General features: G+C 66.9%; 12 protein-coding genes and 1 tRNA gene. 5 read left to right on the forward strand and 8 right to left on the reverse strand.

Going from position 1 to position 12277, the window contains the following annotated elements; all coding sequences use genetic code 11:
* Positions 1 to 4 precede the first annotated feature (4 nt).
* Positions 5 to 1213 carry an ABC transporter substrate-binding protein gene (locus tag V7S63_RS17930; RefSeq protein WP_100959924.1) on the forward strand — a complete coding sequence of 403 codons (1209 nt, stop codon included), beginning with the start codon at positions 5 to 7 and terminating at the stop codon, positions 1211 to 1213.
* A gap of 9 nt (positions 1214 to 1222) precedes the next feature.
* On the opposite strand, the gene V7S63_RS17935 is transcribed toward V7S63_RS17930, so the two are convergent.
* The 4 genes from V7S63_RS17935 to V7S63_RS17950 all read right to left on the reverse strand — a co-directional run bounded on the left by V7S63_RS17935 (position 1223) and on the right by V7S63_RS17950 (position 5259).
* Positions 1223 to 1972, reverse strand: coding sequence for an ABC transporter ATP-binding protein (locus V7S63_RS17935; RefSeq protein WP_336531191.1), 750 nt, complete (start codon positions 1970 to 1972; stop codon positions 1223 to 1225).
* On the reverse strand, positions 1948 to 2826 hold the full coding sequence (locus V7S63_RS17940; RefSeq protein WP_336531192.1) for an ABC transporter permease: 879 nt from the start codon (positions 2824 to 2826) through the stop codon (positions 1948 to 1950). Before V7S63_RS17940 ends, V7S63_RS17935 begins: the two co-directional genes overlap by 25 nt.
* A 3-nt stretch (positions 2827 to 2829) precedes the next feature.
* The gene (locus tag V7S63_RS17945) at positions 2830 to 3843 is read right to left on the reverse strand and encodes an ABC transporter substrate-binding protein (RefSeq protein ID WP_336531193.1); all 1014 of its coding nucleotides are present in this window, start codon (positions 3841 to 3843) and stop codon (positions 2830 to 2832) included.
* Between the two features lie 69 nt (positions 3844 to 3912).
* Positions 3913 to 5259 (reverse strand): LLM class flavin-dependent oxidoreductase, encoded by a 1347-nt coding sequence (locus V7S63_RS17950; protein WP_336531194.1) that lies wholly within the window; start codon positions 5257 to 5259, stop codon positions 3913 to 3915.
* Between the two features lie 476 nt (positions 5260 to 5735).
* Between V7S63_RS17950 and V7S63_RS17955 the strand changes: the two genes are divergently transcribed.
* Positions 5736 to 5936 (forward strand): hypothetical protein, encoded by a 201-nt coding sequence (locus tag V7S63_RS17955; protein WP_336531195.1) that lies wholly within the window; start codon positions 5736 to 5738, stop codon positions 5934 to 5936.
* A 102-nt stretch (positions 5937 to 6038) separates the two neighbouring features.
* Here V7S63_RS17955 and V7S63_RS17960 read toward each other — a convergent pair.
* Positions 6039 to 6114 (reverse strand) — tRNA-Ala (locus tag V7S63_RS17960).
* 189 nt (positions 6115 to 6303) lie between these two features.
* Positions 6304 to 6708: a TIGR02300 family protein gene (locus V7S63_RS17965; RefSeq protein WP_091835185.1), complete on the reverse strand. Its 405-nt coding sequence runs from the start codon at positions 6706 to 6708 to the stop codon at positions 6304 to 6306.
* 194 nt (positions 6709 to 6902) lie between these two features.
* On the opposite strand from V7S63_RS17965, the gene cmk reads away from it, so the two are divergent.
* On the forward strand, positions 6903 to 7577 hold the full coding sequence (cmk, locus tag V7S63_RS17970) for a (d)CMP kinase (RefSeq protein ID WP_336531196.1): 675 nt from the start codon (positions 6903 to 6905) through the stop codon (positions 7575 to 7577).
* 182 nt (positions 7578 to 7759) lie between these two features.
* A complete protein-coding gene (locus tag V7S63_RS17975; RefSeq protein WP_091836049.1) occupies positions 7760 to 8578 on the forward strand; it encodes a DUF1194 domain-containing protein in 819 nt (272 codons plus the stop codon).
* Positions 8579 to 8581: 3 nt separating this feature from the next.
* On the opposite strand, the gene V7S63_RS17980 is transcribed toward V7S63_RS17975, so the two are convergent.
* The gene (locus tag V7S63_RS17980; protein WP_091835188.1) at positions 8582 to 9778 is read right to left on the reverse strand and encodes a multidrug effflux MFS transporter; all 1197 of its coding nucleotides are present in this window, start codon (positions 9776 to 9778) and stop codon (positions 8582 to 8584) included.
* A gap of 70 nt (positions 9779 to 9848) precedes the next feature.
* The gene (locus V7S63_RS17985) at positions 9849 to 11261 is read right to left on the reverse strand and encodes a sodium:proton antiporter (protein ID WP_336531197.1); all 1413 of its coding nucleotides are present in this window, start codon (positions 11259 to 11261) and stop codon (positions 9849 to 9851) included.
* 185 nt (positions 11262 to 11446) lie between these two features.
* Between V7S63_RS17985 and V7S63_RS17990 the strand changes: the two genes are divergently transcribed.
* Entirely contained in the window at positions 11447 to 12235 is a 789-nt protein-coding gene (locus V7S63_RS17990; RefSeq protein ID WP_336531198.1) for a class II glutamine amidotransferase, read from the forward strand.
* The last annotated feature ends 42 nt before the right edge of the window (positions 12236 to 12277 follow it).

Here is a 12277-nt window from a genome sequence, read left to right on the forward strand (position 1 = left end):
TCACATGAAGGCTCTGGTTTCGGCGCTCACTCTGACCACCGCATTGCTCGGAGCACTGCCCGCCGCGGCCGAGATCTCGGACGGCGCCGTCAAGATCGGCGTGCTGACCGACATGTCCGGCGTCTATTCCGACATCACCGGCAAGGGCTCGATCACCGCCGCCCGCATGGCGGTCGAGGACTGCCTGAAGGCCGAATGCCAGGGCATGAAGATCGAGATCGTCTCGGCCGACCATCAGAACAAGGCCGATATCGGCTCGGCGATCGCCCGCGAATGGATCGACCGGCAGGGCGTCGACGTCCTCGCCGACATGTCCAACGCCTCGCTGCAGCTCGCCATCCCGCCTTTGCTGAAGGACAAGAACCGGGTCGGCCTCTTCCCCGGCGGCACGGCCCGCCTGACCGGCGATGCCTGCCAGCCCGACCATGTCGTCCAGTGGATGTGGGACACCTATGTCCAGGTCGCCGGCATCGCCAATCACCTGACCAAGCCCGGCACCAAATGGTATCTGGTCACCGCCGATTACGCGCTCGGCCACCAGCTCGAGGCCGATGCCAAGACGCTCGTCACCGCCAAGGGCGGCACCTATGTCGGCTCTGTCCGGCATGCTTTCCCTGCGGTCGATCTCTCCTCGCAGCTGCTGACGGCGCAGGGCTCGGGTGCCGACCTGATCGCGCTCGCCAATGCCGGCGGCGATACCGTCGCCGGGATCAAGACCGCCCGCGATTTCGGCATCGGCCAGGACAAGCAGAAGCTGGTCGCCTTCTTCCTGACCGCGATGGACGTGAAGAGCGTCGGCCTCGCCTCGGCGCAAGGCACGATCCTGACCGAGGGCTTCTACTGGAACATCGACGAGCGCACCCGCGCCTTCTCCGAGCGCTTCAAGACGGCGCATGGCGCGGTGCCCTCGGCGATCCAGGCTGGCGTCTATTCCTCGGTCCGGCACTATCTCAAGGCGGTCGTCGCGGCGAAGTCGGACGAGGCCAAGACCGTGATCGCCAAGATGCGTGAGGTCCCGATCGAGGACGAGGTCGTTCGCAACGCCAAATTGCGCGAGGACGGGCGCATGGTCCACGACTTCTACGTCTTCCAGGTCAAGAAGCCGGCCGAGTCGAAAGGCGAGTGGGATCTCTACGACCTCGTCGCCACGATTCCCGGCGACCAGGCCTTCCGCCCGCTCGCCCAGAGCGCCTGCCCCGCGATCAAGAAGTAGCCTGGTTGCTCAGGCGACGCGGCGCAGCTCTTCCTGGGTCACGGCGAGGCTGGTCAGCAATTCGCTGCGCACCTCGGCGAAGCGGCGCTGCCGCGGCCCGGCCTCGGACGGCAGGTCGACATCGAGGTCGACGGTGAAGCGGCCCTGATCGAGCACCAGCACGCGTTGGGCGAGATGGATCGCTTCGTCGACGTCATGGGTGACGAGCAGCACCGCCGGGCGATGGCGGGCGCAGAGATCGAGCAGCAGCGCCTGCATGCGCAGGCGGGTCAGCGCATCGAGCGCGCCGAAGGGCTCGTCGAGCAGCAGGAGTTCCGGCTCGCGCACCAGCGAGCGGGCCAGCGCCGCGCGCTGCTGCTCGCCGCCGGAGAGCTGCATCGGCCAGGCCCTTGCCCGCGCCGTCAGCTCGACCTCGGCGAGAGCGTGCAGAGCGCGCTCGCGCGGCGTCGCGCCCTTCAGCCCGAGCGAGACATTGTCGACGACGCTTTTCCAGGGCAGCAGGCGCGCATCCTGGAAGACGACCGAAACCGCGTCGGGGATGCCGAGCCGGCCGGAGCCTGGCACGCCATGGTCAAGGCCGGCTAGCGCCCGCAGGAAGGTGCTCTTGCCGGAGCCGGAGCGGCCGAGCAGGGCGACGAACTCGCCGCGGCCGATGTCGAGATCGACATTGTCGATGATGGTGCGCTCGCCATAGCGGCGGGTCAGGCCGCGGACCGCGACCACGGGCTGCTGGGTCAGTCGGCCAGAATCTTGCGCCATGGCAGAGCCTTTCGGGTGATGAAGCGGACGAGCCAGTCCGAGCTCAGGCCGAGCGCGGCGTAGACGGCGAGACACAGGATGATGACCTCGGTCTGGCCATAGGTGCGGGCGAGGTTGATCATGTAGCCGAGGCCGGAGGTGGCGTTGACCTGCTCGACCACGACGAGGGCGAGCCAGGAATAGGTCACACCGAAGCGCAGGCCGAGCAGGAAGCCAGGCAGCGCCGCCGGCAGGACGACATGGCGCAGGAACTGGCCGTTGGAGAGATCGAGCGTCTCGGCCAGCTCGATGAAGCGGGCATCGGTCGAGCGCAGGCCGTCATGGGTCTGGATATAGATCGGCGCGAAGGTGATCAGCGCGATGGTAAGGATCTTCATGCCCTCGCCGATGCCGAACCAGAGCATCAGCAGCGGGATCAGCGCCAGCGCCGGAATGGCGCGCTTGATCTGGATCGGGCCGTCGACGAGGTATTCGCCGATGCGGCTGAGGCCCGCGATGACGCCGAGCGAGGCGCCGGCGACTATGCCCCAGAACAGTCCCCAGAAGGAGCGCTGGAACGAGGTCCAGAGATTCTCCTGCAGGCGCCCGTCCTGGATCAGCTCCCAGCCTGTCGTCGCCACCGTCCACGGCGCCGACAGGATGCGGTCGTCGATGAAGCCGGTGGCCGAGCCGATGCTCCAGAGGATCAGCAGCAGGGCCGGGCCGAGCGCGGCGCCGTAGGGGATCGGCCGGCCCGGGCCGAGCTTGCGCCGGCGGCGAGGCTTGTCGACCGCACAGTTGGTCTGGCCGCGACCGAGCCTGAGCCAGCCCGGGTCGACGGCGCCCTGTCCGCCGGTGAGCGAGAGATCTGCCATGGCTCACTCTCCCTGATAGGCCGCGCCGGCGATCCGCTCGAAGCGCCGGTCGAACAGCGTCGCGGCCTTGAGCACCGGCTTCTTCAGTTCGGCAGCGAGGAGATCGATGGTTTCCTGCTGGCGCTCGATCGCCCCGTTCCAGTCAAGCGGCACATCAGGATCGCCATTGGATTCGACCAGGAAGCGCCCGGAATCGGGCTTCAGCCCCTGGTCCTTGACGTAATAGCCCTTGATCCATTCCTCGGGATGGGTCTCGATCCATTTTGCGGCGCGGCCCCAGGCCTGGACATAGGCGCGGATCGCCGCCGCCTTGCCGGGATCCTCCAGCGAGGCCTTCACCACATAGAGATAGGCCGGATCGTCGCGCAGGCCGTGCGGCAACGCCTTGGCGCCGTCCCGCTCATAGTTCTGGACGAAGCGCTGCTTGTTCGCTTCGGCGATCGGCGCGGCGTCGACCAGCTTGCTGGCGAGGGCGTTGACATAGGCGTCGCCGACGCTCGGCAATTCGACGAGCTGGACCTCGTCATGCCTGAGGTTCAGCTTCTTCAGGACGCGCAGGACCAGCGCGCCCTGGGCCTGGCCCGGGCTGAAGGCGATCTTGCGCCCCTTGATCTCCTCGAGCTTGGTGATGCCGGAACCGGGGGCGGTGGCGATCACATAGATCGGATGGCCGATCGGATCGCGCCGGAACTTGGCGGCGACGATCCTGACCTCGAGTCCGGTCCATTGCGCGTGGATCGGCGGGATGTCGGCCACCGAGCCGATATCGAGCGCCTTGGCCCGAAACGCCTCGATCGTCTGCGGGCCGCCGGAGATATTGGCCCATTCGACCTTGAAGGGCAGCTTGGCAAGCTCTCCCGACAGGGTGAGCGCGACCTTGGTCTGCGGATCGCCGATCACCAAAGTCGTGCCCGGCGGAACCCGCTCGGGAAGTGGCGCGCTCTCCGCCAAGGGCTGGGCTGCGGCCGGGCCGACCAGCAAGGCGGCCGCGAATGGCAGGACGTAGCTGAATTTCATCGGATGTCCTCTGCGCGCCTGGCAAGGCCTGTCGCGTCATGGCTGAATTGGAAACCCCGGCAGGCAGGCTCAGGCGCTCTGGCGCTGCTGCGTCGCGAAGACGCTCTCCGGCCGCGGCAGCCCGTAATGGTCGCGCAGCGTCGTGCCGGAATACTCCTGCCTGAACAGGCCGCGCTTGCGCAGGATCGGCACGACTTCGGCGACGAAGCTGTCGAAGCCGCCGGTGAGATAGGGCGGCATGACGTTGAAGCCGTCGGCCGCGCCCTGCTCGAACCAGGTCTGGATCTCGTTCGCGACATGCTCGGGCGTGCCGACGACGACGCGATGGCCGCGCGCTCCGGCAAGGCGCCGGATCAACTGGCGGATCGTCGGGTTCTCACGGTCGACGATGTCGACGACGAGCTGGAACCGGCTCGCCAGGCCCTTCGGTCCATTGGTATCGATGATGTGGCGCGGCACCGGCCCGTCGAGATCGTAGCCGCCGAGGTCGACGCCGATCATCCGCTTGAGCTGGTCGAGCGAGGCGGCCGGCTGGATCAGATCGTCGATCTCCTGCTCCAGCCGCTTCGCCTCGGCCTCCGTCGAGCCGAGGAACGGGCTGATCCCCGGCAGGACGCGCAGATGGTCCGGACGGCGGCCGAGCGCCACCGCACGGGTCTTGATGTCTGAATAGAATTCCTGCGCGTTCCCAAGGGTCTGGTGCGCGGTGAAGATCGCTTCGGCGAACTGGGCCGCGAAGGAGCGGCCATCCTCGGAGGAGCCGGCCTGGACATAGACCGGCCGTCCCTGCGGCGAGCGCGAGACGTTGAGCGGCCCGCGGACGCGGTAATGCTTGCCGACATGGTCGATGCGATGGACCTTGTCGGCATCGGCGAAGACGCCGCTTTGCGGGTCCGCGACGAGGGCGTCGTCCTCCCAGCTGTCCCAGAGCCTGGTGACGACATTCAGGAACTCGCGGGCCTTCTCGTAGCGCTCGCCATGCGGCGGATGCTCGGGCAGCCCGAAATTATGGGCGGCCCCGGCATCGCTGGTGGTGACGATGTTCCAGCCGGCGCGGCCGCCGCTGATGTGGTCGAGCGAAGCGAACAGACGGGCGAGGTTGTAAGGCTCGTTATAGGTGGTCGAGGCCGTGCCGATCAGGCCGATCTTCTGCGTCGCCGCGGCAATCGCGGTCAGCCAGGTGATGGGCTCGAAGCGAACGCGCGAAGAGTAGCGCACATTCTCCGGCAGCGAGGGCCCGTCGGCGAAGAAGATCGCGTCGAACTTCGCAGCCTCCGCCTTCTGCGCCAGCTCCTGATAGTAGCGGATGTCGAGCACACGTGCCGGCTCGGACTCCTTGTAGCGCCAGGCCGCCTCATGGTGGCCACCGGGATAGATGAACAGGTTGAGCGTGAGCTGTCGGCCGGCACTGGACATCGCGCACCTCGCATGGAGCGAATGATCTGGCGGGATGCGAAGCGTGCATCCCCGGTCATTCACGATGGCGGCCAGCAGAGCAGGTGGTCAAGAGAAGTGTTTTTTAAAAAGAACGGTTCGTTCGGGAAATTATTACTCGATTTCTGCCCTGTCATTTTGAAAGATTGATGCGACCGACAGAAATAAATAGACTGAATTCACTTCATAATTTGGGATTGTTATCGCTCATTACGCTGAAGATTCAAAAGGATATTCTCATTTCGGGGCCGCACGCGTCCTGAAAGCAGGGTGCATGCGGTCCGCCGGCAGTACGAGTCGATGGATGGTGTTCGTGTCTCCGCGCCAAGCACACTTGCCCCGAGCTCGGCCCAGTTCCTCATGGAATCCGTTGATCGACGCCATCAGGGCAAAGTCGCGCCACAGCGCGTGACTTCGCTGGCGCATACCGGCAGGATCGGTCCAGTAAGGAGTTCTCGATGACAAAGCTCTTCGCGGCCGCGTGCTGCCTGTTGCTGGCCGGCTGCACCGCGACCGGCATGTCCGCGGGCATCGATCCGATGCAAAGCGATGGATCGCGCTATGTGCCGGCGGATGTCGCGCCGACCTACGCACCGCCAGCCGACGAGCGCCTTACCTCCACCTGTGCCATGCGCGGACAGAGCGTCGTCTGTCGTTGAACGGCGAGCGCGCCCGTATCGACCGGGACACCGTCAAAACGGAGAAGCCGGCCTCAGTCAGAGCCGGCCCCGGTCGTTCGCAAATGTCGGTTAGGAGAGATTTGGTGGAGCCAGGCGGAATCGAACCGCCGACCTCTTGAATGCCATTCAAGCGCTCTCCCAACTGAGCTATGGCCCCACTTTGCCGGCCTTCTTGGGGAAAGGCCGGGAAATCGTCGCTGACCGAGGGCTCTTTCGAGGCGGTCCGCGTTCGTCGCCGCAGCGACGAAGCGCTCTATAGGCAAGCTTGCGCCAAGACACAAGCACTGATGTCACGTTATCGTCGCGCTTTTTTCAGGCGCGCGATTTGACGCGATCCTGGCGTTGATCAGGCGTCTTCGTCGCCTTCGATGTCGCCATCGATCAGGTCGGAGACGTCGTCGTCGCCTTCCTCGTCCTCTTCCAGGAAGGTGTCGTCGTCATCGCTGGCGTCGCCGTCATCCTCGATCTCGATGTCGTCGTCGCTGGTGACCACCGGCTCCTTCTCGGCAGCCTCGGCATCGGCGTCGTCGAGCGAGACGAGTTCGACCGCGCCGTCGGCGGCCTCCGTCTCATCCTCGTCGTCCGCCTGCTTGGCCGCTGGAGCTGCCGCCGCCTTGGCCTGCGGCTCGAACAGCGAGCGCGGATAGGACTGGCCGGTATAGGGCGAGACGATCGGATCCTTGTCGAGATCGTAGAATTTGCGGCCCGTGACCGGGCAAACGCGCTTGGTACCAAGTTCCGGTTTCGCCACGGCGTCGGACCTTCAAGTTCGTACAGGGTTCGTAAAAAGCAGGGGCGTCCGTTAGTCGGGCGAAGCGTCGCTGTCAAATATTGATTTGGCTGCCGCGCAAGCTGGCGACGCCGGGCGCAAAACCGCTTCGCATCGGTGCACCCGGTGCTTTAGAACTCTGCCTTCACCAGCGCACTGACGAAAGACCGAGAATCGTGCCCGCGACCCAGCCCTCCGCCTCTCCGACCCAGCAGGCCGACGGGCTGGTCATCGCCGTCGATGGGCCGGCAGCCTCCGGCAAGGGCACCCTGGCGCGCCGGCTCGCCGCCCATTACGGCCTGCCCTATCTCGACACCGGCCTGCTCTACCGCATGGTCGCCCGCACCATGCTCGATGCCGGCGAGGCGCTCGACGATGCACAGGCCGCAGCGGCGAGCGCGGCCGGCTTCGACGATGCTGCTATTGACGAATCGCGGCTGCGTGGCCGCGAGATCGGCGAGGCCGCCTCGGTGGTGGCGGCGATCCCCGCCGTCCGGCGGGCGCTGATCGACCGGCAGCGCCGCTTCGCCGCGGCGGGGGAAGGGGCGGTGCTCGACGGGCGCGACATCGGCACGGTGATCTGCCCTGAGGCGACGGTAAAGCTCTTCGTCACCGCGACCCCCGAGGTCCGTGCCGCGCGCCGGCACAAGGAGCTGGCGGGGCGGGGCGAGGCCGCTACGCTCGACGGCATCCTGGCCGATATCCGCCGGCGCGACGCCAGGGATTCAGGCCGGGGCGATGCGCCGCTGAAGGCAGCGGAGGATGCGGTGCAGCTCGACACCTCGGCGCTCGGCGTCGAGGAGGCCTTCCAGGCGGCGCTCGCCATCGTCGAGGATCGCCGGCGCGGTTAATCCCTTCGAGGTATCGCTTTGTGCAGGCCGATGCTCACTTTTCCGGCTCATAGTCGCGTTTTCGTGCTTTGCGCGAATCGAAACCGAGCGCAGACTTCGACGACATTCGTTTGAAGCCTGCCTTCGCCCGAAACCATCCTCCTTTCGGCGTCACGCTTCGACGACAGATGACGGAGGTTTCGATGCGGCGCTGGCTGTTCGGTCTCTTTTGTCTCGCCGCCGCCGGCGCCTGGCCTGCATCGGCGCCCGACGCGCAACAGGCGAGCGCGCCGCCCGAAGAGGTCGATGTCGCCCTCGTGCTGGCAGTCGACGTGTCCTATTCGATGGACCTCGACGAGCTCGCTTTGCAGCGCAACGGCTATATCGAGGCCTTCCGCTCGAAGGTGCTGCATGATGCCATCGCCAAGGGCGCGATCGGCAAGATCGCCGTCACCTATTTCGAATGGGCGGGCGGCGATTTCCAGCACATCGTCCGCCCCTGGACGGTGATCGAGACCCCGCAATCGGCGATCGCCTTCGCCGAGGAGCTCGGCGAAGCGCCGACGCGGCGCGGGCGGCGCACCTCGATCTCCGGCGCGATCGATCTTGCCGTCGCCCTGCTCGAGAAGAGCAATGTGACGCCGCTGCGCCGCGTCATCGACATCTCCGGCGACGGCGCCAACAATGACGGGCGCCCGGTGACGGCTGCCCGCGACGCTGCGCGCGACAAGGGCATCGCGATCAACGGCCTGCCGGTGATGCTGAAGCAGGCGAGCTATTTCGACATCGACAATCTCGACGTCTACTACGAGGACTGCGTCGTCACCGGCGTCGGCGCCTTCGTGATCCCGATCCGCGAACGCAACCAATTCGTCGATGCGACCAGAACGAAGCTGGTGCGCGAGATCGCCGAGATGCCGGCCTCTGGCCCGGATGCCCTGATCCAGAAGGCGCAGGCGAAGGCGCCGCGCGTCTCCTGCATGCAGGGCGAGCGGCAATGGCGCGACCGGATGGGGAACTGACGCTCAGGTCTTGCCAGCGCGGATTGCGGCGCTGACGCGGAAGACGATCAGCGTCGCCACCCCGATCACCGACATCACGGCAGGCAGCGGCAGGGCGCTGCCCTTGAGAAGATGGCCGACCAGCAGGCCGACACAGGCCGCGAGCAGCATCTGGCAGAGGCCGGTCAGCGAGGACGCCGCGCCGGCCCGGTCCGGGAAGGGCATCATCGCCGACGCCTGCGCCTGCGGCATGACGAGGCCGACGCCGCAGGCATAGAGCGCCATCGGGGCGACGACCCCGAACGGCCCGCCGAAGCCGGTCGCGACGCCGGCCAGCATGGCGAGCCCGCCGGCGGCGAGGCAGATGACGCCGAGCCCGATCACGCCGTCGAGGCCGCGGCGGCCGACCAGGCGCTGCGCGATGATCGTGCCTAGGATGAAGCCGAGCACGGCGCAGCCGAAGGACAGGCCATAGGCGGGCGCCGACAGGCCGTAGACCCCCATCAGCACATAGGACGAGCCGGAGATGAAAGCGAAGAGTCCGGCATAGGCCAGCGAGGTCAGCGCGACATAGACGCGGTAGGCCGGGTTGCGCAGCAGCAGCCTGTAGCCGCGGAAGATCGCCGGCAGCGACAGGCCGTCGGGCGAGCGCTGGCGCAGGGTCTCCGGCATGATCGTCGCGATGATGGCGAGCATGGTGAGCGCGAAGACGAGCGAGGCCAGGAAGGTCGAGCGCCAGCCGAAGGCGTTCTGCAGCAGGCCGCCGAGCACGGGGGCGATCGCCGGGACGAGGCCCATGATCATGCCCATGCGGGCGAGTTCGCGGCCGGCGCGCGGCCCCTCATAGAGGTCGCGAACCATGGCACGGCCGAGCACGATCGGCCCGGACGCCCCGACCGCCTGGGCGAAACGGGCGCCGATCAGCGCCTCGATCGAGGGCGCGAAGGCGCAGGCGAGCGTGGTGGCGATGAACAGGCCAAGGCCGATCATCAGCACCGGACGGCGGCCGAGCCGGTCCGAGAGCGGCCCCCAGATGATCTGGCCGGCGGCATAGCCGAACAGGAAGGCCGAGAGCGTCGCCTGCGCGCCGGCGAAATCGGTACCCATCACCCGCGCGATCTCGGGCAGCGAGGGCAGATAGAAATCGGTCGAGAGCGGGCCCAGCGCCGTCAGCATGGCGAGGACGGCGGTCATCGCCAGCGTGTCGGGGCGCAGGGGCATTGGGGGCTTCCTTCGGAAGCCGCCCCTTTAGGCGCGCATCCGACCGGTGTCCATGCTGCCGGCGCGCGCCTCAGCGGAAGAAGATCAGCGTCTGCAGCACGAAGAGCGGAATCAGGATCGCGCCCGACCAGAGCATGTAGCCGAAGAAGCTCGGCATCGCGACCTTCCGGTCCTTGGCGATGGCGTAGACCATGAAGTTGGGGGCGTTGCCGATATAGGTGTTGGCGCCCATGAAGACGGCGCCGGCCGAGATCGCGGTCAGCGTCAGGGCACCGGTCGTCATCAGAGCCTGCGCATTGCCACCGGCAAGCTCGAAGAAGACGAGATAGGTCGGCGCGTTGTCGAGGAAGGACGACAGGCCGCCGGTCAGCCAGAAATAGGCGACGTTGTTGGCACTGCCGTCAGGATTGCTGACGAGGGCGACCAGCGGGGCGAAGGCGCCGTTGCGGCCTGCCTGCAGCATCGCCAGCACCGGGATGATGCAGGCGAAGATGCCGGCGAAGAGCTTGGCGACCTCCTTGATCGGGCCCCAGCTGAACTCGTTTCCGGCGCGCACCGGCTTGGGTGTCAGGGTGAGCGAGAGGCCGGCCAGCGCCAGCAGGATGAGGTCGCGTGCCAGGTTCTGCCATTCGACGGCGATGCCGTGGATGGTGAAGGCGACGCCCGGCTTCCAGCTCGCCGACATCAGGATGGCGAGGATGACGCCGCCGAGCAGGAGGATGTTGACCTTGCCGAACAGCTTGATCGCCCGGTCCGGCGTCGGGTCGCGCAGCGGCGGATAGTCCTCCTCCTTGCGGAAGAACCAGCTGTCGAGCGCGTAGAACAAGGCGAGCAGGACGACGACCGCAAAGAGCGTCTCCGGCAGCAGATGTGTCGTCGTCCAGAAGAAGGAGACCCCGCGCAGGAAGCCGAGGAAGAGCGGCGGGTCGCCGAGCGGCGTCAGCGAGCCGCCGATGTTCGAGACCAGGAAGATGAAGAAGACGACGACATGGACGTTGAAACGCCGGTTGTCGTTGGCCCGCAGCACCGGGCGGATCATGATGATCGAAGCGCCGGTGGTGCCGACGAAGCTCGCCATCAGCGTGCCGATCGCGAGCAGCACGGTGTTCGTCGCCGGCGTGCCGTGCAGGTTGCCGGTGATCAGGATGCCGCCGGCGATGGTGAACAGCGCGAAGAGCAGGATGATGAAGGGGACGTATTCGAGCAGCCCGGTGTGCAGCAAGGCGCCGAGCGCCGGATCGAAGCCACGGAACAGGGCGAGCGGCACGATCACCAGCACGGCCCAGAAGGCAGCGAACTTGCCGTAGTTCAGCTCCCAGAAATGCGGGAAGAGGATCGGGCCGAGCGCGATCGAGAGCAGCATGCCGGCGAAGGGCAGGGCCCAGGCGACGCCCATGGTAGCTCCGCCGATGTCGCCTGCGGCGAAGGCTGCCTCGGGGAAAAGGGCGAACAGGAGCGCCGCGCCGGCGAGCTTCGTCAGCATGAATATCGGCCCTTCCCCCGCCCGCTTGTCGCGGGACCTCGTCGTCACCCCATCGCCGCGACGGTTATAGCAAGGCTATGGGAGCGGCAACCGCAGCGGCTAGCTCCAAATCGTTATGCCGGCGTTCATTCTCGTGGAATAATCTTCTCCTGCGGCGTCCCGCCCGCACCTGATTCGGGACCACCATGTGCCGTTTCCTCGCCTATGCCGGCGCCCCGGTCTTTCTCGAGGACTTCATCGCCTCGCCCTGCCATTCGCTGATCCACCAATCGCTGCATGCCGAGGAGGCCAAGACCGGCACCAATGGCGACGGCTTCGGCGTCGGCTGGTATGGCGAGCGGGCCGAGCCCGGCCAGTATCGTGAGATCAGGCCGGCCTGGTCGGATGAAAACCTGCTCTCGATCGCGCGACTGGTGCGCTCGCATCTGTTCTTCGCGCATGTGCGTGCCGCGACCGGAACGGCGACGACGCGGGCGAACTGCCACCCCTTCGTCCATGGCCGGCATCTGTTCATGCATAATGGCCAGATCGGCGGCTACGCCCTGATCCGGCGCAGGCTCGAGAGCCTGATCCCCGATGGCCTCTACGGCGCGCGCGTCGGCACGACCGATTCCGAGGCGCTGTTCCTGCTGGCACTGGCCCGCATCGCCGAGGGCGCTGCGCCTGGCGATGCCCTGGCGGGCGCGCTCGGCGATGCATTCGCGCTGATGCAGGAAGCCGGCGTGCGCGAGCCCTTGCGCTGCGCCGCCGCGCTGGCCGACGGCGAGACGATCCACGCCGTGCGCTGGTCCTCCGACACCAGGCCGCCGACGCTCTATGTCTGCAATCGCGGCGATGCGGTGGTGATCGCCTCCGAGCCGGTCGATGCCGCCCGCGACTGCTGGCAGGCCCTGCCCTGCAACACGCTGGTCTCGGTCAAGGCGGGCACCGTCAGCATGACGCCGTTTACGGTCGGATTGCGGCAGGCGGCCTGAGGCGGCTTGCACAGCAGCGCCGCCTGCGCCACATCGCAGGCG

It is taken from the genome of Allobosea sp. CCNWLY174, assembly GCF_037120455.1.
GTDB lineage: Bacteria > Pseudomonadota > Alphaproteobacteria > Rhizobiales > Beijerinckiaceae > Allobosea > Allobosea lupini.

Bases quoted from the DNA above. Each gene is read 5' to 3' on its own strand.
- V7S63_RS17930 (WP_100959924.1), top strand. From the start codon at position 5: ATGAAGGCTCTGGTTTCGGCGCTCACTCTGACCACCGCATTGCTCGGA.
- V7S63_RS17935 (WP_336531191.1), bottom strand. From the start codon at position 1,972: ATGGCGCAAGATTCTGGCCGACTGACCCAGCAGCCCGTGGTCGCGGTC.
- V7S63_RS17940 (WP_336531192.1), bottom strand. From the start codon at position 2,826: ATGGCAGATCTCTCGCTCACCGGCGGACAGGGCGCCGTCGACCCGGGC.
- V7S63_RS17945 (WP_336531193.1), bottom strand. From the start codon at position 3,843: ATGAAATTCAGCTACGTCCTGCCATTCGCGGCCGCCTTGCTGGTCGGC.
- V7S63_RS17950 (WP_336531194.1), bottom strand. From the start codon at position 5,259: ATGTCCAGTGCCGGCCGACAGCTCACGCTCAACCTGTTCATCTATCCC.
- V7S63_RS17955 (WP_336531195.1), top strand. From the start codon at position 5,736: ATGACAAAGCTCTTCGCGGCCGCGTGCTGCCTGTTGCTGGCCGGCTGC.
- V7S63_RS17975 (WP_091836049.1), top strand. From the start codon at position 7,760: ATGCGGCGCTGGCTGTTCGGTCTCTTTTGTCTCGCCGCCGCCGGCGCC.
- V7S63_RS17980 (WP_091835188.1), bottom strand. From the start codon at position 9,778: ATGCCCCTGCGCCCCGACACGCTGGCGATGACCGCCGTCCTCGCCATG.
- V7S63_RS17985 (WP_336531197.1), bottom strand. From the start codon at position 11,261: ATGCTGACGAAGCTCGCCGGCGCGGCGCTCCTGTTCGCCCTTTTCCCC.
- V7S63_RS17990 (WP_336531198.1), top strand. From the start codon at position 11,447: ATGTGCCGTTTCCTCGCCTATGCCGGCGCCCCGGTCTTTCTCGAGGAC.